The organism is Amycolatopsis albidoflavus (genome assembly GCF_039525725.1).
GTDB lineage: Bacteria > Actinomycetota > Actinomycetes > Mycobacteriales > Pseudonocardiaceae > Amycolatopsis > Amycolatopsis albidoflava.
The window spans coordinates 271,844-290,957 of sequence record NZ_BAAAHV010000009.1 but is presented as its reverse complement, the minus strand read 5'-3'; the positions used below and the strand labels follow the sequence as shown (position 1 = coordinate 290,957).

21 protein-coding genes and 1 pseudogene are annotated in these 19,114 nt (G+C 68.3%); 5 read left to right on the top strand and 17 right to left on the bottom strand.

Going from position 1 to position 19,114, the window contains the following annotated elements:
* Positions 1-264: 264 nt before the first annotated feature.
* Both ABD156_RS13295 and ABD156_RS13290 read right to left on the bottom strand, forming a co-directional pair.
* The gene (locus ABD156_RS13295) at positions 265-1,038 is read right to left on the bottom strand and encodes an enoyl-CoA hydratase-related protein (RefSeq protein ID WP_344271502.1); all 774 of its coding nucleotides are present in this window, start codon (positions 1,036-1,038) and stop codon (positions 265-267) included.
* The gene (locus ABD156_RS13290; RefSeq protein ID WP_344271500.1) at positions 1,011-2,009 is read right to left on the bottom strand and encodes a GlxA family transcriptional regulator; all 999 of its coding nucleotides are present in this window, start codon (positions 2,007-2,009) and stop codon (positions 1,011-1,013) included. Before ABD156_RS13290 ends, ABD156_RS13295 begins: the two co-directional genes overlap by 28 nt.
* Before the next feature lie 72 nt (positions 2,010-2,081).
* Between ABD156_RS13290 and ABD156_RS13285 the strand changes: the two are divergent.
* A pseudogene (locus tag ABD156_RS13285) lies at positions 2,082-2,638 on the top strand (cysteine hydrolase family protein).
* Positions 2,639-2,954: 316 nt separating this feature from the next.
* Here the strand turns inward: ABD156_RS13285 and ABD156_RS13280 are convergent.
* The 4 genes from ABD156_RS13280 to ABD156_RS13265 all read right to left on the bottom strand — a co-directional run bounded on the left by ABD156_RS13280 (position 2,955) and on the right by ABD156_RS13265 (position 6,533).
* Entirely contained in the window at positions 2,955-4,979 is a 2,025-nt protein-coding gene (locus tag ABD156_RS13280; RefSeq protein WP_344271497.1) for a protein meaA, read from the bottom strand.
* A 50-nt stretch (positions 4,980-5,029) separates the two neighbouring features.
* Positions 5,030-5,347, bottom strand: a complete 318-nt coding sequence (locus ABD156_RS13275; RefSeq protein ID WP_344271494.1) for a DUF6191 domain-containing protein — start codon at positions 5,345-5,347, stop codon at positions 5,030-5,032.
* 2 nt (positions 5,348-5,349) lie between these two features.
* Complete coding sequence (locus ABD156_RS13270; RefSeq protein WP_344271492.1) at positions 5,350-5,883, bottom strand: hypothetical protein; 534 nt, start codon at positions 5,881-5,883, stop codon at positions 5,350-5,352.
* Positions 5,884-5,987: 104 nt separating this feature from the next.
* Positions 5,988-6,533 carry a hypothetical protein gene (locus ABD156_RS13265; protein WP_344271489.1) on the bottom strand — a complete coding sequence of 182 codons (546 nt, stop codon included), beginning with the start codon at positions 6,531-6,533 and terminating at the stop codon, positions 5,988-5,990.
* Positions 6,534-6,656: 123 nt separating this feature from the next.
* Between ABD156_RS13265 and ABD156_RS13260 the strand changes: the two genes are divergently transcribed.
* On the top strand, positions 6,657-7,283 hold the full coding sequence (locus tag ABD156_RS13260) for a LysE family translocator (RefSeq protein ID WP_344271486.1): 627 nt from the start codon (positions 6,657-6,659) through the stop codon (positions 7,281-7,283).
* A 27-nt stretch (positions 7,284-7,310) separates the two neighbouring features.
* Here ABD156_RS13260 and ABD156_RS13255 read toward each other — a convergent pair whose 3' ends face one another.
* From ABD156_RS13255 to ABD156_RS13245, 3 genes are read right to left on the bottom strand one after another with little or no spacing between them, the layout of a single operon-like run.
* Positions 7,311-8,501: an alpha/beta hydrolase family protein gene (locus tag ABD156_RS13255; protein ID WP_344271483.1), complete on the bottom strand. Its 1,191-nt coding sequence runs from the start codon at positions 8,499-8,501 to the stop codon at positions 7,311-7,313.
* Positions 8,498-9,304: an NmrA family NAD(P)-binding protein gene (locus ABD156_RS13250; RefSeq protein WP_344271480.1), complete on the bottom strand. Its 807-nt coding sequence runs from the start codon at positions 9,302-9,304 to the stop codon at positions 8,498-8,500. Before ABD156_RS13250 ends, ABD156_RS13255 begins: the two co-directional genes overlap by 4 nt.
* Complete coding sequence (locus ABD156_RS13245; protein WP_344271477.1) at positions 9,297-9,692, bottom strand: nuclear transport factor 2 family protein; 396 nt, start codon at positions 9,690-9,692, stop codon at positions 9,297-9,299. Before ABD156_RS13245 ends, ABD156_RS13250 begins: the two co-directional genes overlap by 8 nt.
* 94 nt (positions 9,693-9,786) lie before the next feature.
* Here ABD156_RS13245 and ABD156_RS13240 point away from each other — a divergent pair, with 94 nt between their 5' ends.
* On the top strand, positions 9,787-10,377 hold the full coding sequence (locus ABD156_RS13240) for a TetR/AcrR family transcriptional regulator (protein ID WP_344271474.1): 591 nt from the start codon (positions 9,787-9,789) through the stop codon (positions 10,375-10,377).
* A 10-nt stretch (positions 10,378-10,387) separates the two neighbouring features.
* Here the strand turns inward: ABD156_RS13240 and ABD156_RS13235 are convergent, their stop codons facing one another.
* Together ABD156_RS13235 and murA are read right to left on the bottom strand one after the other, a co-directional pair.
* Positions 10,388-11,035 (bottom strand): Uma2 family endonuclease, encoded by a 648-nt coding sequence (locus tag ABD156_RS13235; RefSeq protein WP_344271471.1) that lies wholly within the window; start codon positions 11,033-11,035, stop codon positions 10,388-10,390.
* A complete protein-coding gene (murA, locus tag ABD156_RS13230) occupies positions 10,930-12,204 on the bottom strand; it encodes a UDP-N-acetylglucosamine 1-carboxyvinyltransferase (RefSeq protein ID WP_344271468.1) in 1,275 nt (424 codons plus the stop codon). The genes ABD156_RS13235 and murA overlap by 106 nt, the downstream gene beginning before the upstream one ends.
* A 61-nt stretch (positions 12,205-12,265) precedes the next feature.
* Between murA and ABD156_RS13225 the strand changes: the two genes are divergently transcribed.
* Entirely contained in the window at positions 12,266-12,832 is a 567-nt protein-coding gene (locus ABD156_RS13225; RefSeq protein WP_344271465.1) for a cob(I)yrinic acid a,c-diamide adenosyltransferase, read from the top strand.
* Positions 12,814-13,857: an alpha/beta fold hydrolase gene (locus ABD156_RS13220; protein ID WP_344271462.1), complete on the top strand. Its 1,044-nt coding sequence runs from the start codon at positions 12,814-12,816 to the stop codon at positions 13,855-13,857. Before ABD156_RS13225 ends, ABD156_RS13220 begins: the two co-directional genes overlap by 19 nt.
* Here the strand turns inward: ABD156_RS13220 and ABD156_RS13215 are convergent, their stop codons facing one another.
* The 6 genes from ABD156_RS13215 to atpA form a co-directional block, all read right to left on the bottom strand.
* Positions 13,858-14,028: a hypothetical protein gene (locus ABD156_RS13215; protein ID WP_344271459.1), complete on the bottom strand. Its 171-nt coding sequence runs from the start codon at positions 14,026-14,028 to the stop codon at positions 13,858-13,860.
* A gap of 81 nt (positions 14,029-14,109) precedes the next feature.
* On the bottom strand, positions 14,110-14,544 hold the full coding sequence (locus ABD156_RS13210; protein WP_344271456.1) for a DUF2550 domain-containing protein: 435 nt from the start codon (positions 14,542-14,544) through the stop codon (positions 14,110-14,112).
* 27 nt (positions 14,545-14,571) lie between these two features.
* Positions 14,572-14,928: a F0F1 ATP synthase subunit epsilon gene (locus ABD156_RS13205; protein ID WP_344272320.1), complete on the bottom strand. Its 357-nt coding sequence runs from the start codon at positions 14,926-14,928 to the stop codon at positions 14,572-14,574.
* Positions 14,929-15,051: 123 nt separating this feature from the next.
* Positions 15,052-16,479: a F0F1 ATP synthase subunit beta gene (gene atpD, locus ABD156_RS13200; RefSeq protein WP_344271452.1), complete on the bottom strand. Its 1,428-nt coding sequence runs from the start codon at positions 16,477-16,479 to the stop codon at positions 15,052-15,054.
* Entirely contained in the window at positions 16,479-17,417 is a 939-nt protein-coding gene (locus tag ABD156_RS13195) for a F0F1 ATP synthase subunit gamma (protein WP_344271449.1), read from the bottom strand. Before ABD156_RS13195 ends, atpD begins: the two co-directional genes overlap by 1 nt.
* Before the next feature lie 11 nt (positions 17,418-17,428).
* Positions 17,429-19,066 carry a F0F1 ATP synthase subunit alpha gene (gene atpA, locus ABD156_RS13190; RefSeq protein ID WP_344271446.1) on the bottom strand — a complete coding sequence of 546 codons (1,638 nt, stop codon included), beginning with the start codon at positions 19,064-19,066 and terminating at the stop codon, positions 17,429-17,431.
* Between the last annotated feature and the right edge of the window lie 48 nt (positions 19,067-19,114).

Here is a 19,114-nt window from a genome sequence, read left to right as displayed (position 1 = left end):
TCAGGGTTCCCCTCACGGACCTCTGCATCAAGCGTCAGGCCGACCGCGCGACGCGAGAACCCCGGCGCAAACCGGGGTCTCCCCGCGGGGCTGCGCGGTGGCATGCGGCGCGGGGCCGCTGGCAGCTGCGGCGATGCGGCCGACCCTCGCCACACCGCTCCCCGCTCCCGGAGAAGTCCTTCACAGACCTCCCCAAGGCCCACTACTGAGAAAACCTCATTGGGGCGGCACGAAACCGAGGCCAGGGCGGCCGGCGCCTGGGGATCAATCCGTCCAGTCGGGCTTGCGCTTCTCCAGGAACGCCGCCATCCCCTCCCGCGCGCCCGGCAGCTGCGAAGCCGACGCCATCACCTCGACCGCGATCGCGTACGCGTCGGCTTCCGGACGGTCCAGCTGGGCGTACAGCGTCTGCTTCCCCATCGCCTTGCTCGCCCGGCTGCCGCGGGTCGCGCGGCCGAGCAGGTCCGCGACCGCCTCGTCCAGGGAGTCGTCCGGGACCACGCGGTTGACCAAACCCCAGTCCAGCGCCGTCGCCGCGTCGATCACGTCGCCGGTCAAAGCCAGTTCCATCAGGCGTTTCCGACCGATCGCGCGAGCCACCGGCACCGCGGGCGTGTGGCAGAACCAGCCGCCCTTGCCGCCTGGCAGAGCGAATCCCGAGGACTCCGCCGCGACCGCCAGGTCGCACGACGCCACCAGCTGGCACCCCGCGGCCGTCGCCAGGCCGTGCACCCGCGCGATCACCACCTGCGACACCGATTCCATCGTCCGCATCAGCGTCGTGCAGAGGGTGAGCAGCTCGCGCACCCCCATGAGGTCGCGCTCGGCGACGTCGCCGAAGTCGTGCCCGGCCGAGAACACCGGCCCAGCCCCGGCCAGCACGATGCCGGTCGCGTCGGACTCGCCCGCCTCACGGAACGCGGCGAGCAACTCGCCGAGATGCTCGGCGGACAGCGAATTGCGCCGCGCCGCGCGGTTCATCGTGATGGTGACCGTGTCGCCGTCCCGCTTTACGAGGAGGTGCTCGTACTCGCCCATGCCCCGACCGTAACCCCGCCGGCGGGGATGCGGAAAGTGCGCCGATACGAATCCGGCCCGACCCCCACCTCTGCCCGCAGCCGTCGGCGCAGGTTCGCGGCGCTGCCGAGCCCCGCCCGCTCAGCCACCCTGGCGACCGGCAGATCCGTGGTCTCGAGGAGCCGCTGCGCGTGCTGCACCCGCTGGACGAGCAGCCACCGCCCCGGCGTACTGCCGGTGGCGGCAGCGAACTCGCGGTGAAACGTCCGAGGACTCATCCCCGCATGCTCCACCAAATCCGGCACGCCGATCTCGTCGGAAAGCCGAGTCATCGCCCAGTCCATTGTGGACGCGATGCCCGGCCGCGAAGCGTTGGCGGGCAACGGAGCCTCCGCATACTGCCGCTGACCCCCTTCCCGAACCGGCGGCATCACCAGCCGGCGAGCAAGCCGCGCGGCGACCTCCGCCCCATGATCACGACGCACCAGATGCAGGCAAAGATCAAGCCCGCCCACGACCCCCGCCGACGTAAGCACCCCGTCCTGCTCGGTGTACAACACATCGCGCCGAAGCTCCGCCGCCGGCGCCGCTGTCGCCAGCGCGTCGAGATCACGCCAATGCGTCGTAGCGGGCCGCCCGTCGAGCAACCCCGCAGCAGCGAGCGTGAACGCTCCAGAACAAAGCCCAGCAACCGTCGCCCCACCCCGATGAGCCCGCCGAAGCGCACTCCGTGCGACAGCAGGCACCTCAGCCAACGGATCGTCACGCCCCGGCGCGAGAATCAGGTCGCACTCGTCCAGCCCGGAAAGACCATGCGTCGCAACGACTTCTCCAAACGGCGAGACCCGCGTACGCCCCCGCCCAGGCGCACACACCCGCACCGTGAACGGCCCGATGCCACTGTCGGTGCGGTCCTGAGCCCACACCTCCGCGATCACCGCCAGGTCGAACATCCGGCTGCCCCGCAGGAGCAGCACCCCGATCGTGCGCATGGCAGAAAAGTACCGCCTCGCGCCTCTTATGCCACTCCCCTTCGGCGCGATCTCGCGGCCACAATCACGCTTATGACCACCGCACTGCTGCTGATCGACGTCCAACAAGGCTTCGACGACGCCGAGTTCTGGGGCCCGCGCAACAACCCCGACGCCGAAGCGAACATCCAAGCACTGCTGCAGTCTTGGCAGGCCCGGCGCGCCCCAGTCGTGCTAGTCCACCACGACTCCGTCAAGCCCGATTCGCCACTACGCCCCGGCCAGCCAGGCAACGACTTCAAACCCGAACTGGCAGGCGCCCGCCCAGACCTGGTCTTCGGCAAAAAAGTGAACTCCGCCTTCCTAGGCGACGCAGACCTGGACGCCTGGTTCAAAACCCGAGGCATCACGAGCTTCGTCCTGGCCGGAATCCAAACCAACTTCTGCTGCGAAACCACCGCCCGCATGGGCGGAAACCTAGGCTACGACGTAACTTTCGCCCTGGACGCCACCTTCACCTTCGCCTTGGAAGGCCCAGACGGCACCACCCTGACCGCAGACGAACTGACCCGCGCAACCGCAACAAACCTCCACGGCGGCGGCTTCGCCCAGTAAAAAACACCAAGGAAATCCTGTCCGCCATTCCGTGAGGGGAACCCTCACGGGCTCAGAGTCCCTCAGGGTTCCCCTCACGACCCGCCATAGTCCGTGAAGGGCTCCTTGAGGGAATTAGATTCCCTCAAGGAGCCCTTCACAGACCACTCGCCAACCGCAGCCAGCGCACCCAACCAGCGAGGCACCCACCCCACCCCCGCACCCCGATACGAAGCCAAAAACGCGGCGCGGGGGTGCTTGTCAAGGCATCTTTCCCGCCTTGACAAGCACCCCCGCGCCGTAGTCACAATCAGCTTCGGGGTGCCCCACGCAACCAACGTGCCAATGTCGCCGCCAGGCGACGAGGCAGGGCTACCCCACGCTCAACCCGTGCCGCTCCCGAACCAACTCCACAATCCCAGCCATAATGTCAGTCAGCTCGTAATCCTTAGGCGTAAACACCCGAGCAATCCCCCGCTCGGTCAGCAAAGCAGCATCATCAGGCGGAATAATCCCACCCACAATCACCGGAATATCCCCAGCCCCAGCCGCCCGCAACCCGTCAACGACAAGCGGCACGACCTCGAGGTGAGAGCCGGACAGGACCGAAAGCCCAACCACGTGCACCCCCTCCTGCACCGCAGCCGCGACAATCTGATCCGGAGTCAACCGAATCCCCTGGTAAATAACCTCAAACCCCACATCCCGAGCCCGAACAGCAACCTGCTCAGCCCCGTTGGAATGCCCGTCCAACCCAGGCTTCCCGACAAGAATCCGCAGCCGCTCGCCCATCTCGGACTCAGTGCGCCGAACCAATTCACGGACCCGCTCCAACTCCGGATCCCCCTGCCCGGCAGCAGCCGCGGCAGAAACCCCAGTAGGCGCCCGATACTCCCCGAACACCTCCCGCAGAGCCCCAGACCACTCCCCAGTAGTCACCCCGGCCCGAGCACACTCCAAAGTAGCCTCGAACAAATTATCCGAAGTACCAGCCGCATCCTTCAATGCGGCAAGAGAAGCCGCGACAGCGGAATTGTCCCGCTCCTCCCGCCACTTCTCCACCGCGGCAACCGCGGCCTTCTCCACCGCGGGATCAATAGTCTCGATCGCCTGGGCCCCCTCCGCCTGCAACGGCGACGGCTCAGTCGTCTCGAACTTGTTCACCCCGACGAGAACCCGCTCCCCGCTCTCCATCCCCCGCCGATACTCCGCAAGAGAAGAAACAAGCTGCGACTTCATATACCCGCTCTCGACCGCGGCCACCGCCCCGCCGAGATCCTGCACCCGGGCGATCTCCTCCTGAGCCCCGGCCACGATCTCGTCCACTTTGGACTCGACAACCCGCGACCCGTCGAAAATGTCCTCGTACTCCAGCAAATCCGTCTCGAACGCGAGCACCTGCTGCATCCGCAACGCCCACTGCTGATCCCACGGCCGCGGCAGCCCCAGCGCCTCATTCCAAGCAGGCAGCTGAATCGCCCGGGCCCGCGAACCCCGCGACAACGACACCGCCAGCATCTCCAGCACGATCCGCTGGACGTTGTTCTCCGGCTGCGCCTCAGTCAACCCGAGCGAGTTCACCTGCACGCCGTACCGCAGCCGGCGCGCCTTCGGGTTCTCGACGCCGTAGCGCTCGCGCGTCAGCTCGTCCCACAGCTGCGTGAACGCACGCATCTTGCACATCTCTTCGACGAACCGGACGCCCGCGTTGACGAAGAACGAAATCCGCGCGACGACCTTCTCCATGTCGGCCTGGTCGACCTGGCCGGAGTCGCGCACCGCGTCCAGCACGGCGATCGCGGTGCACAGCGCGTAGGCGACCTCCTGCGTCGGCGTCGCGCCCGCTTCCTGCAGGTGGTAGCTGCAGATGTTGATCGGGTTCCACTTCGGCACGTGGTGCACGGTCCACGCGATCATGTCGGTGATCAGCCGGAGGCTCGGCCCCGGCGGGAAAATGTAGGTGCCGCGGGACAGGTACTCCTTGATGATGTCGTTCTGCGTGGTGCCGGTGAGCTTCGCCAGCACCTCGTCGACGTCGCGGCCCTCGGCCTCGGCCTGTTCGCGGGCCACCGAAACGTACAGCGCGAGCAGCCACATCGCGGGCGCGTTGATGGTCATCGAGGTGTTCGCCTCGGCGAGCGGGATGCCGTCGAACAGCTGCCGCATGTCGCCGATGTGCGAAACCGGCACGCCGACCTTGCCGACCTCGCCGCGCGCGAGCACGTGGTCCGGGTCGTAGCCGGTCTGCGTTGGAAGATCGAAAGCGACCGACAACCCGGTCTGTCCTTTGGCGAGATTCCGCCGGTAGAGCTCGTTGGACGCGGCGGCGGACGAATGACCCGCATAGGTGCGCATCACCCAGGGCCGGTCGCGCTCGTGGTCGGTGGGGTACGGCACGGTGCACCTCTCTTCGCCGAGACGACCGCCCGAGTGTACCCGCCGGTAACTTAATCGGCGGAGTGGAATCGGCCACGCCCGGGTGACGCGCCGGGCCGGACGACCACTACCCCGCGGTCGAGGTCGACGGTACCCAGCGGCGGCGCTCCCTGCGCTTCCTCCTCGAGGGTCATCTCGACCGAATCGCGGTGCTCGAGCTCGTTGCGCTTGGTGCCGTAGAGGAACGCGGTGACCTCGTCGAGGTACGTCGAGGACAGCCGCGCCTTGAGCCGCGACGGCTTTTTCTTGCGCCGCAGTTCCCAGCCGCCGACGATCAGCAGCACGATGGTGGCGACCGGCAGCGAGAGACCCAGCAAGGTCAGCAGCATGGTCAGCCAACGACCGGGCTGCGCGGAGCGTTCCGGGCGATCAGATCGGCGACTTGGGCGGCGTCCGGGACCGCCATAAGCTCCGGCAACATCGGGTACCAGGCGGGCCGCGACCGGTAGCCCTGGTCTCGCAGCCATTCGGTGGCCGTGGGGTGGAAGTCGATCGTCCCGGTGCCGTCGCCGTGGTCGCGCACCCGCGGCGGGCGGAGGTAACCGAGCGGCACCCACCGGAATTCGACACCGGGCGGCCACTGCGAGACGAAGATCAGCCTGCGGTCGGTAACCAGGTAACTGGTCCCGGCGACGAAGCTGCGGCGCTCGCGGTTGCGCTCGACAGCGGTACCGGCGAGCAGGCCGAGCACAACGATCCAGGGGACCGTGTCGCGGTAGCTCAGGGTGAAGATCGCGGTCGCCGCCGCTGCGGCGACGAGCACGATCACGACCAAGACGTAGGGGTGGTAGTCGCGGTAGCGCCGCACGTACCGCTGCGGCCGCCCGGACCAGAGCAGCTGTTCATCCTCGGCCAGTGGGTACATGACGCCCTCCTCGCTCCCGAAGAGTGCACGCCGTCCGGTTCGCCCGGGTTGCCCGGCGGGTCGGAATTATTGGGTGCCGCGGCGGCGAGCGATCCGGGCATGTTCTACCCAGCGGCCGGGGTGCGCGGAGCGTTCCGGGCGATCAACTCGGCGACGCGCTCCGGATCCTCGATCGCGACCAGTTCGGGCACCATCGTCGTGAGCAACGACCGCGCCTGGAACTTCTGGGCGCGCAGCCGCACCCGCACGGGCGCCCCGAAGCCGACCGTGCCGGTGCCGTCACCGTGGTCGCGTACCCGCGGCTCATCCAGGTCGGGAAGCCACACCCAACGGAACTCGATGCCGCCCGGACGGTCGGCGACGAAGACGATCCGGCGGTCCGTCACGAGGTACGTCAGCACCCCGAACAGCACCTTCCGCTGCCGATTCTGTTCGGCGATCAGCGCGATCGCCACGCCGAAGAAGGTCGGCCACCAGGCGAACGCAACGGGATCCGCGTCGAACACCATGATGCCGACGGTGCCGAGCGCGACGGTCACTCCGAAGGCCACCGCCACTGCGACGTAATTGTGAAAGTCCGCGTACCGGCGCACGTAGCGCTGCGGCCGCCCGGACCAGAGCAGCTCTTCCCCCTCGACCAGTGGATACACAGCGCCCTCCTCGCTCCCGAAGAGTGCACGCCGTCCGGTTCGCCCGGGTTGCCCGGACGGCCGGAACCGGTGTGACGGAAATCCGCGAGACGTCGGCCGATCCGGGATCTACCGTGGTCAGACGTGACGTGGAGCGGGTACGGCAGTTATCTGGTGATCGTGGTCCTCATCGTGCTCGCGCCGGGGCCGGACACGATGGTGATGTTGAAGAACGCACTGTCCGGCGGGGCGCGCGGCGGCTTGCTGGCCACCGCCGGCATCTTCGCCGGCAACGCGGTGCAGGGCACCGCCGCGGCGCTCGGGCTCGGCGTGGTGATCGCCCGTTCGCAACCGGTGTTCCTCACGCTCAAGTGGCTCGGCGCTGCTTACCTCCTCTTCCTCGGCATCCAGGCGCTGCGCGGCGCCTGGCGCGGCAACTACGACGCGGTCGCCGACCCCCAGCGCAAGCGCGCCAGCGGCTTCCGGCGGTGGCGCGAGGGATTCCTGTCGAACATCACGAACCCCAAGGTGCTGGTGCTGTACCTGTCGGTGCTGCCGCAGTTCCTCGACCCGGTGCGCACGACGACCTGGGACGCGCTGGTACTCGCGTACACGGTCGCCGTGCTGGGCACGATCTGGCTGCTGGTCCTCCTGTTCTTCGTGCATCGGGTCCGCGCGTGGCTCAGCCGCCGCAAGGTGCGCCGCGCGCTGGACGGGGTGACCGGCACCGCGCTGGTCGGCTTCGGCGCGGCGCTGGCCCTGGAAGCCTGATCCCGGTTCAGAGCGGTTCAGCGCGGTTCAGAGAATCTCGTCCAGCCAGTCGTAGATGCGGCCGTTCGCGAGCCGCATCGCGCCGACGTGGCAGTGCGCGTCCGCGCCCTCCTCGGCGGTGAAGTTCAGCAGCTTCTTCGGGCCGCTGATTCGGTCGTACAACTGCTGCGGCTGACCGGTGAAGAACAGGTCCTCCGGAGCGTCGCAGATCAGCGCCGGGCACGTGATGCGCTCGGCCACGCCGTCGTACAGGTGGTATTCGAGGTACTTCCCCAGGAACTCGCGATCGGTCGCGCCGCCCATCACGTAGCGGCCGTGGCTCAGCGCCCAGCGCACGGTCGGGCTCTGCTCCCTCGCGGCGGCTAGAAAAGCGTCCAGCTCAGGGTCCTCCGGCGCTTTCGCCCGGCGGACGACCTCGTCGCGGTCCCACGGAAGCTGCTCCACGAAAACCGCGCCGGCATCAAAGAGCCCGTCCACCGCGACGACCGCCGACAGCCTCGGCTCGAACGCCGCAGCGCGCGGCGCGAGCATCCCGCCCAGGCTCCAGCCGATCAGCGCGACCTTCTCCGGGATCACCTCCGGGAGAGCGAGCGCGTAGTCGAGCACCTGGCCGACGACGTGCTCCCAGTCCGGGCGGAACAGCATCCCGTCGCGGTGGACGGCGCTGGGCTGGCCGGGGCCGTCGAAGGTCAGCACGTGGTAGCCGCGTTCCTGGCCCGCCGTCGCGCCCATGAAGTGCAGGTCCTCGGCGCTGCCGTCGAAGCCGTTGTGCGCCACCAGAAGCGGCTTCGGGCCGTCGCCGGGAGCGCGGTAGAAGTAGCCGCGCAAGACGTGGCCGTCGTAGGGGATTTCGATCCGTTCGACGTAGTCGATCGTCTCCACCGCACGCTGGAAACACTCGACGTTGCGCTCGTAGGCGTAGTTGATCCGCGGGTCTTCGGGGTTGCCGTGCAAGAAAAACTCGGCGCGGCGGTAGTACGTCGAGGCGCGCAGGTACGCGTCGCGCGCGCTGACCGGGTGCATGGTGGCGGCTTCGGCATAGAGCCGTTCGGCGGTGGCGAGCCACGCGTCGTGCCAGCTGTCGTAGTCACCGGACTTGATGGTCGACGCGGTGGCGACGACCTCGCCGAAATCCGCGCCTCCGTAGGCGATCTCGCCAAGGGCGATCAGGGTTTCGAACCAGAATTGCGGGTCGTCTTCGAACAGCAGCGGCTTCATCGGATCTCTTCTTTCGCGAAGGTGCGGAAGTCACGGGCGGGTCGTCCGGCGACTCGCTCGACGGTGTCGGTCACGCGGTCCTCGGCGCCGCCGCGGATCGCCTCGTCCAGCAAGGCGAGCATTTCGGCGTACGACTCGGGGAGGCCGTCGCGGACCAGGAATCGCTGGTACTCAAGGGTGGGAACCGGAGCGTGCACGACCGGACGGCCGAGCCGTTTCCCGACGATCTCGGCGGCCTCGTGGTAGCTGAGCGCGCGCGGACCGGTGATGAGGTGGTCGGTGCTGTGCGGTTGCGGGTCGAGCAGCGCGCGGACGGCGACCGCGGCGATGTCGCCCGCGTCCACGAACGCCACCCTGGCGTCGCCGGTCGCGGTCACGATCCGGCCCGCGCGGGCGCTGTCGCCGACGAGGTGCCCGGCGGTGAAGTTCTGCATGAACCACGACGGCCGCAGCACCGCCCAGCCCGGCTGACGGCGGACCAAGCCGGGCAGACCGCCCACCACCGGAGTGTGTTCGTCCACGGAGGACGAACTGAGCAAGACCACCCGTGCGTCCGGCGAGTGGCTGAGAAACTCCTCAACGAGCGGCTGCGGATCGGCCGCGACCGGCGCGATCAAATAGACCGCCGAGACCCCGTCCAGCGCGGGGCCGTATGTCGCTGGCTCGTCCCAGTCGAACCGGATTTGGCCTGGCTTAACGGGATTCCGAGTCGCCGCCCGAACACTTGCCCCGGCGGCTTCGAGACCGCGCACGACGCGGCTGCCGGTGGTGCCGGTCGAGCCGAGCACGAGGACGTCAGACACCCGGCACCCCGAGAACGTCGATCACCGCGAGCGGGCTGAAGTAGTCGCGATAGCGGTGGATCAGGCCATCGCGGACAGTCAGCACCACGACGTAGCCCAGGCGGTACGGCTTCTGCGTGGCGACCGCGATGCCGGCCAGTTCGAACTCCGCGATCGAGACCTCCGGATCGGTCGTCTGGTGCACGCGCTTGGCGGCGACCTCGCGCACGTCGAACAGGTTCGGGTAGTCGCGCAGGTACTCGGCCAGAGCGGCGCGGCCTTCGACGCGCTTGGGCTCGCTGGGCGCGGCGAACGGGAACTCGAGCACGGCGTCTTCGGCGAACAGCTGCACGAACCCGGCCATGTCGTGCTGAACCAACAGGTCGAGCGCGTGATCGATGAGTGGCATCGGACCCCCTCCTCAGGAACGGACGAGACGGTATCGTCTCGACGCCAACGTACACGGGACGGGACCGTATCGTCCACCCGCTATGCTCATCGGCATGACGACCCGCCGGACGCCGACCGGAGCTGCCGTGCTGCAGCCCGACGTCACCTACGCCATCACCGAAGCCGTGATCGACGAGCTGGCCGATCACGGCTTCGGAAGGCTGTCGATGGAAGCGGTCTCGAAACGCGCCGGGGTCGGGAAAAGCGCGCTATATCGGCGCTGGCGGTCGAAAGACGAAATGATCGGCGCGGTCATCGCGGAATTCAGCCTGGCGCGCGCGGCGGACCCGGACACCGGCAGCTTGCGCGGCGATATCCGAGCCACCTTGGAGGCGCTTTACGGCTGGATCGCGCATCCGCGGTTTTCGCGGATTTTCCCCGGGCTGATCGCGGAAGCCCGCCAAAACCCGGCAATGGCCGAATTCGCCCGCGAAGCAATCGGCGGACCGCGGCGGGCGATTAACCGGGCGGTGTTCACCAGGGCGATCGAGCGCGGGGAGATCCCGGCGGACACGGATATCGAGATGGCCCTGGATTTGGGACCGGGGATCGTTTACTGGCGGCTGATCGTGCGCGGGGTTCCGGCGGAGGAAGGGTATTTGGATCAGGTGACGGACCTGGTGGTGCGCGCGTTGCGCGCGTAATCACTGCCGCTCAGAGCAGGGTTGTCAACTCCACTGACACCTCGACCGGAGTGGCGACCCGGAGCGTGCCCTGGTGTGCGCCGGTCGGCACGTAGGAATGAGTGGTCGCGTCGAGCCGGTAGCAGAAGACAGTGAGCCCGCCGACCTCGTCGGTGGTGTTCTCGATCCGCCAGAACTGCGGGATTCCGGCAGCGGCGTACTCGGCGGGCTTGTCGATTTGGTCGACAGTGATCGAGCCTGGCGACATCACCTCGACGACGAGGCGGCAGTGCTCCGGCCGGAGCACCGCGTCGGCAGGCAGATCAGCGTCGTAAACGACCAAATCCGGCCGTCGGTTCAGCAACGGAACATCGCGCAGCCGGAGGTCGACGTCGAATTCCACGGCGAGATCATTTCCGCAGGCTGATTCGAGTCCGAGGGACAGCCGCCGAATGATTCTCTGATGCGTTCGCGACCGTGCCGGCCGATCACGAACAGCGCCGTCGACGATCTCGATCCCTCGACAGCGCTCTTCGTCCCACTCCGCGTAATCAGCCGCGGTGCGGCCGCCGCTCAAGCCCGCTCCGGCTCTCCCGCCACCCGGTCGATCCGCGCACCCAGCCGGTTCAGGTTCTCCACGAAATGCGGGTACCCGCGGTCGATGTGGAACACGTCCCACACCTCGGTCACCCCGTCCGCGCACAGCCCGGCCAGCACCAGCCCGGCCCCGGCGCGGATGTCCGAGGCCCAGACCGGCGCGCTCGACAGCTTCTCCACACCGCGGACCACCGCGTGGTGGCCGTCGGTGCGGGCGTCGCCGGACAAGCGGATCATTTCCTCGATGAAGCGGAATCGGGCCTCGTACACGTTTTCCGTGATCATCGACGTGCCCTCGGACACCGCCGACAGCGCGACCGCGAACGGCTGCAGGTCAGTGGCGAAACCGGGGTACGGCAGGGTCACCCAGTCCACCGCCTTCGGGCGTTCCGGCTGGACGACTCGGAAACCCTTGTCGTCGTAGGTCGTCACCTCCGCGCCGGCCAGGCGCAGTTTGTCCAGGACCAGGTCGAGGTGGTGCGGGTTCACGCCGCGCACGGTCAGGTCGCCGCGGGTCATCGCGGCGGCGAACGCCCAGGTCGCGCCTACGATGCGGTCGCCGATCACGCGGTGTTCGGTCGGGTTCAGCTGTTCGACGCCGTGGACGGTCAGCGTCGAGGTGCCCGCGCCCTCGATCTTCGCGCCCATTTCGGTCAGCATCGTGCAGATGTCGGCGATTTCCGGCTCGCGGGCGGCGTTGTCGATCACCGTCGTGCCCTCGGCGAGCACGGCCGCCATCAGGATGTTCTCGGTCGCCCCGACGCTCGGGAAGTCCAGCCAGATCTGGGTGCCGACCAGCGTTTCGGCCTTCGCGACGACGCAGCCGTGCTCGATGGTGCTCGTCGCGCCGAGTTTGCGGAGGCCGTTCTGATGCATGTCCAGCGGACGCTGGCCGATCGCGTCGCCGCCCGGCAGCGCGACGACCGCCTGCTTCAGGCGGCCGACCAGCGGGCCCAGCACGCACACCGACGCGCGCAGCTTGCCCATCGCCGCCGAATCGGCGCGGTGCGACAGCTCCGCGGGCGTGGTGATGCGCGCCGTGTCGCCCTCGATCTCCACCTCGCAGCCGACGCTGCGCAGGACGTCGCCCATCAGCGGGACGTCCAGGATCTGCGGGCAGTTCGTGATGGTCGTGGTGCCTTCGGCCAGCAGTGCCGCGGCCATCAGTTTCAGCACGCTGTTCTTGGCGCCGACCACGTCGACCTCGCCGACCAGCCGGGCTCCGCCATGCACGTCGAAGTGCTCGCTCATGGCCGCCAATCATGCCCTCTCGCCCAGTTTTGCCCGAACCCGGGCCGGTAGAGTCGAACGTATGGTGGTTCGTATCAACCGGGTCTACACGAAGGTCGGCGACAGCGGCACGACCGCGCTCGGCGACGGCTCCCGGGTGCCCAAGACTTCCGCCCGGCTGTCCGCCTACGCCGACACCGACGAGGCCAATTCCGTGCTCGGCCTGGCGATCGCCCTCGGCGGGCTCACCGACGAGATCGCGCAAGTGCTGCGCCGGATCCAGAACGACCTGTTCGACGTCGGCGCGGATTTGTGCCTGCCGATCCAGGAGGACCCGCCGTACGAGCCGCTGCGCATCACCGAGGCGTACCTGGAACGGCTCGAAGGCTGGTGCGACGACTTCAACGAGCGGCTGCCGAAACTCACGTCTTTCATCCTTCCGGGCGGCACCCCGGGCGCGGCGTTCCTGCACCAGGCGCGCACGGTCTCCCGCCGCGCGGAACGGTCGGCGTGGGCGCTGATGGAGGCCGAACCGGAGACCTCGAACCCGATCGCGGCCAAGTACCTCAACCGGCTCTCGGACCTGCTGTTCATCCTCGCCCGGCTGGCCAATCCGGACGGCGACGTGCTGTGGCAGCCGGGCGGCTGATCGCGGCCGCCGTTCCCGCCGCGGCAGGCCTCGCCGCCGGCGGCTGGGCGGCCCGCAACCTCAAGACGTACGACTGGGCGATGGCCCGCACGCGGCGTGCCGGGTTCACCGAACACGACGCGGTGGTCAACGGATCGAAGGTCCACTACGCCCAAGGTCCGGCCGGTGACAAGCCGGTGCTGCTGCTGATCCACGGACAGGCCGTCGATGGGCAGAGCTACGCGCGCGTGCTGCCGGAACTGGCGCGGGACTTCACGGTGTACGCGGTCGACGTCCACGGACACGGTCAATCCGCCCGGACGCCGGAGAAGTACACCGCAGCCGCGATCGGAGCTGATCTGGCCCGGTTCGTCGAGGACATCATCGGGACGCGCGTCGTCGTATCCGGGCATTCGTCGGGCGGCCAGCTGGCGGCCTGGCTCGCCGGGAACCGGCCGGACCTGGTCCGCGCGCTCGTGCTGGAAGACCCGCCGCTGTTCACCACCCTGCTGCCGCGGGCGGAGAAAACCTGGAACTGGGTCGATCTCGCCACCGCCTGCCACACATATCTGCGGTCCGGCGAATCCGACTGGGCCGCCTACCTGTTCGCACACCAGAAGCTGTGGGACTTCTTCGGCGACGGCGCGGCCCGGATCGTGCGGCCCGGGCTCAAGCGGCGGGAGAAGCATCCGGACCGGCCGATCACGCTGTTCTTCATGCCGCCGAGCTGGAACGACATGCAGCGCGCGGTCGAGCACTACGACCCGCGTTTCGGCGACGCCTTCTACACCGGAGCCTGGGACGAAGGCTTCGACCACGAGGCGACCCTGCGCAAAATCGAAGCGCCGACGATCCTCATCCACGCCAACTGGAAGTACGGCGAGGACGGCGTCCTGCAAGGCGCGATCGACGCGGACGACGCGCGGCGGATCGCCTCGCTGATCAACGACGTCGAGGTCGTCCGGGTGGACAGCGGCCACAACGTGCACGGAGAGAAACCGGCGCGGTTCGCCGGGCTTGTCCGCGCCGTCACCGCCCGGCTCTGACTACCGGGCCCAGTTGGCTTCCTGCGCGGCCCAATAGCGCTCGTAGTCGACGTCCCACGTCGAATCGCGGCCCGGTTCGACGGCCTGGGTGACAGTGAGGTCCTCGAGCCGCACCGGCTTCGGCAAGGTCTGCCACCGGCGGGCGCGGTCTTCCCGTTCTCGGGCGTCCATGCACCCAGGGTAGCGCCGCAGAACCCGCCGTACGAGAAGCAAAAACCGGGCCCGCCACAGTGGCGGACCCGGCTGAAAAACTCACGAAGCTCGCGGGAGCCTTCGCCCCGGCGGAGCCGATTCGAGCCACGACAGGAACCCGGTCAGCGCACCCGGCCCCATCGCGATCTCGATCGCTTCCTGGTCCGAGGACTCGCAGCGCAGCACCGTCGACCCCTCAGGCACCGCGTACGCCTCGGAACCGGACGGGTCCCGCCGGTCCGCGATCTGCATGCTTTCCCGCTGGAACACGCGATCCGGGCCGGTGCGCAGGCTCCACACCCGGTACCAGACGAACTTCTCGCCCTCGTACCGGCCGAGGCCGAGATGCCAGCTCGAACGGGGACTGTCCGGACGCCACCGCAGCGCGACGCTGACGCCGCCGCCGCGGCGCATCCGGATCCACCGCTGGCCGTACCAGCCGACCACGACGACAAGCACGATCAGGAGCGCTAGCACCACCACAGCGATCTGCACGGCCCGGCTCCTGCCCGTCTAGTCCGCTCAGACCGACTGTCCAGCCGCGCGGAGCTGGGCCGTGGCCCTCGTCCGCTCGGCCTCGTCGCCGGTGCTGAGAGCTGCCTTCGCGGCGGCCACGTCGATTTCGTCGGACAGCTCGGCGCTCTCCGCGAGCACGCTCACCCCGGTCCCGGTGACGGACAGGAACCCGCCGTGCACCGCGGCGGTCAGCACGTCGCCGTCCGTCGTGTTCACCTTCACCACGCCACCCTCGACGAGCTGGCCCAGCACCGGCTCGTGTCCGGGCATGATGCCGATCTCGCCCTCGGTGGTCTGCGCCACCACGAAGGTGGCGGTACCCGACCAGAGCCGGCGCTCGACGGCAACCAGCTCCACGGACATCTCAGCCACGTAGCACTCCTTCGCTCGGGGTGTCACCACCGAGTGTAATAGGTCTTGCTTCGGTTACGAGAACGGCGGGGGCCGATGTCCACAATGGACAGTGCCCCCGCCGGTCTCACGCACTCACTTGCCGGTGATCTCGTGGTACTTCTTCTCGAGGTCCTCGAGCCCGCCGATACCCAGGAACGCCTGCTCCGGGTAGTGGTCGAAGTCGCCCTTGGTGATGCGGTCGAACGACTCGATGGTCTCGGCCAGCGGCACCGTGGAGCCCGGGATCTGCGTGAAGGCCTCGGCCACCAGCATGTTCTGGGACAGGAAGCGCTCGATCCGGCGCGCCCGCTGCACGGTGAGCTTGTCCTCTTCGGAAAGCTCGTCCATGCCGAGGATCGCGATGATGTCCTGCAGCTCCTTGTACTTCTGCAGGATCCGGATGACCTCGGAGGCGACGCGGTAGTGGTCCTCGCCCACGATCGCCGGGTCGAGGATCGTCGACGTCGACGCCAGCGGGTCCACCGCCGGGAAGATGCCCTTCTGGAACACCGACCGGGAAAGCTCGGTGGTGGCGTCCAGGTGGGCGAACGTCGCGGCCGGGGCCGGGTCGGTGTAGTCGTCCGCGGGCACGTAGATCGCCTGCATCGAGGTGATCGAACGGCCTCGGGTCGAGGTGATCCGCTCCTGCAGCTGGCCCATCTCGTCGGCCAGCGTCGGCTGGTAGCCCACGGCCGAAGGCATGCGGCCCAGCAGGGTCGACACCTCGGAACCGGCCTGGGTGAACCGGAAGATGTTGTCGATGAACAGCAGCACGTCCTGGTTCTGGACGTCGCGGAAGTACTCCGCCATGGTCAGCGCGGACAGCGCGACGCGCATACGCGTGCCCGGCGGCTCGTCCATCTGGCCGAACACGAGGGCGGTGTCGTTGATGACGCCGTCCTCGGACATCTCCAGGAAGAGGTCGTTGCCCTCACGGGTGCGCTCGCCGACGCCGGCGAACACCGACGTACCGCCGAAGTTGCGGGCGACACGGGTGATCATTTCCTTGATCAGCACCGTCTTGCCCACGCCCGCGCCGCCGAACAGGCCGATCTTGCCGCCCTGCACGTACGGGGTCAGCAGGTCGACGACCTTCAGGCCGGTCTCCAGCATTTCCGTCTTGCCCTCGAGCTGGTCGAAGGACGGCGGGTTGCGGTGGATGCCCCAGCGCTCGAGGTCGTCGCCGTAGCCGGGCTCGTCGAGGCACTCGCCGAGCGCGTTGTAGACGTGGCCCTTGACCTTGTCGCCCACCGGAACGGTGATCGGGCCGCCGGTGTCGGTGACCTCCGCGCCGCGGACGAGGCCGTCTTGGGGCTGCAGCGAAATGGTGCGCACGAGGTTGTCGCCGAGGTGAGCCGCGACCTCGAGCGTCACCGTCTTGCGGAGCTGCTCGAACTCGATCTCGACCTTGAGCGCGTTGAACTGGTCGGGGACGGAACCGCGCGGGAACTCGACGTCGACGACCGGCCCGGTCACCGAGACGATGCGCCCCTTGGCGCGCGGGGCTTCAGTACTGGTCATCAATCATCACTTCCTGCTGCGGTGAGCGCGTTCGCGCCACCGACGATTTCGGAGATCTCCTGGGTGATCTGCGCCTGCCGGGCCTGGTTCATCTCCCGCGTCAGGGTGCCGACCAGGTCGTTCGCATTGTCCGACGCGGCCTTCATCGCCGTGCGGCGGGCCGCCAGCTCCGAGGCGGCCGACTCCAGCAGCGCCGAGTACAGCCGGGTGTTGATGTACTTCGGCAGCAGCGCGGAGAGCAGCTTGTCGGCACTGGGCTCGAACTCGTAGCTCGGCAGCAGACCGGCCGGCTTCTCGTCCGTGCCGTCGGAGTACTCGACCTCCAGCGGCGCGACCCGCTTGGCGACCGGGCGCTGCGTCAGCATCGACACGAACTCGGTGTAGACGACGTGGATCTCGTCCACGCCGCGCACGCCGTCCGCGTTCCCCGAAGCGTCGTCGACACCCGCGTTGAAGGACTGCACCAGAGTCTCGGCCGCCGCGACCGCGTCCGGGTAGCCCGGCTGGTCGGAGAAGCCGATCCAGCTGCCGGTCACCGGGCGGTTGCGGAACCGGTAGTAGTTCAGGCCCTTGCTGCCGGTGGTGTAGACGTCGACGTCCTTGCCCTCGGACTTGAGGAGGGCAAGCAGCTCTTCGGTCGCCTTCAGCACGTTGGAGTTGTAACCGCCGCACTGGCCCTTGTCACTGGTGACGACCAGGACGGCGGCGCGCTTCGGGTTCGGGCGCTCGACCAGGAGCGGGTGGTCGAGGTTGGCCGCCGCGCCGGCCAGCGCCGAGAGCACCTTGGTGATCTCGTCCGCGTACGGCCGGGAAGCGGCGACCTTCGCGCGCGCCTTGGTGATGCGCGCGGTGGCGATGAGTTCCATCGCCTTGGTGATCTTGCCGATCGACTTCGTCGCCTTGATGCGCGAGCGAAGCTCCCGGAGTTGTGCGGCCATGGGCTACCAGCTCACTTCTTCGGGGCGGGCTTGTTGACCTTGACGGTCTCCTGCCCGACCTTCTCGGCGGCCATCGCGTCGGCGTTCGACTCGAGCGGCTTGCCCTCGGAGGTGGTGAACTCCTTCTTGAACTCGTTCACCGCCGCGATCAGCGCGTCGCGGGTGTCGTCCTCGAACTTGCCGGTGTCGCGGATCGCGCCCAGCACCTCGGCGTGCTTGCGCCGCGCCGAGTCGAGGAACTCGAGGTTGAAGCGGCGCACGTCCTCGGTCGGGACCGAGTCGAAGTAGCCGTTCGTGCCCAGGTACACCGTGGCGACCTGCTCCTCGACCGGAACCGGGGAGTACTGCGGCTGCTTGAGCACCTCGTACAGCCGGGCGCCGCGCTCCAGCTGCGCCTTCGACGCGTCGTCCAGGTCCGAGGCGAAGGCGGCGAACGCCTCCAGCTCGCGGTACTGGGACAGGTCGATACGCAGCGAGCCCGCGACGTTCTTCATCGCCTTGACCTGCGCGGCGCCACCCACGCGGGACACCGAGATGCCCACGTCGATGGCCGGGCGCTGGCCGGCGTTGAAGAGGTCCGACTGGAAGAAGCACTGGCCGTCGGTGATCGAGATGACGTTGGTCGGGATGTAGGCCGACACGTCGTTCGCCTTGGTCTCGATGATCGGCAGACCGGTCAGCGAGCCGGCGCCCAGCTCGTCCGAGAGCTTCGCGCAACGCTCGAGGAGACGGGAGTGCAAGTAGAAGACGTCGCCGGGGAACGCCTCGCGGCCCGGCGGGCGGCGCAGCAGCAGCGAGATCGCGCGGTAGGCGTCGGCCTGCTTGGTCAGGTCGTCGAACACGATCAGGACGTGCTTGCCCTCGTACATCCAGTGCTGGCCGATGGCCGAGCCGGTGTAGGGGGCGATCCACTTGAAGCCGGCCGAGTCCGAAGCCGGGGCCGCGACGATGGTGGTGTACTCCATCGCGCCGGCCTCTTCGAGCGCCGACTTCACCGAGGCGATCGTGGAGCCCTTCTGGCCGACCGCGACGTAGATGCAGCGAACCTGCTTCTTCGGGTCGCCGGTCTCCCAGTTGGCCTTCTGGTTGATGATCGTGTCCACCGCGACCGCGGTCTTGCCGGTCTTGCGGTCGCCGATGATCAGCTGGCGCTGGCCGCGCCCGATCGGGGTCATCGCGTCGATCGCGGTGATGCCGGTCTGCAGCGGCTCGGCCACCGGCTGGCGCTCGACCACCGAGGCGGCCTTGACCTCCAGCGGACGCCGGGTCGTGGTCTCGATCTCGCCGAGGCCGTCGATGGCGTGGCCGAGCGGGTTGACGACCCGGCCGAGGTAGCCTTCGCCGACCGGCACCGAGAGGACCTGACCGGTCCGCTTGACCTGCTGGCCTTCTTCGATGCTCTCGAAGTCGCCGAGGATCGCGGCGCCGATGGAGCGCGCGTCCAGGTTCAGTGCCACGCCAAGCACGCCGCCCGGGAACTCGAGCAGCTCGTTGGCCATGGCCGAGGGCAGCCCTTCGACGTGGGCGATGCCGTCACCGGCGTCGGCGACGACGCCGACCTCTTCCCGCTCCACGGAAGGGGCGTAACTCGAGACGTAATTCTCGATCGCGTGGGCGATCTCGTCCGAGGAGATCGTCAGCTCCGCCATTTCGTTCCCGCTCTCGCTTCTCTTCTGTCCAGTGTGCAAAGTCTGTAG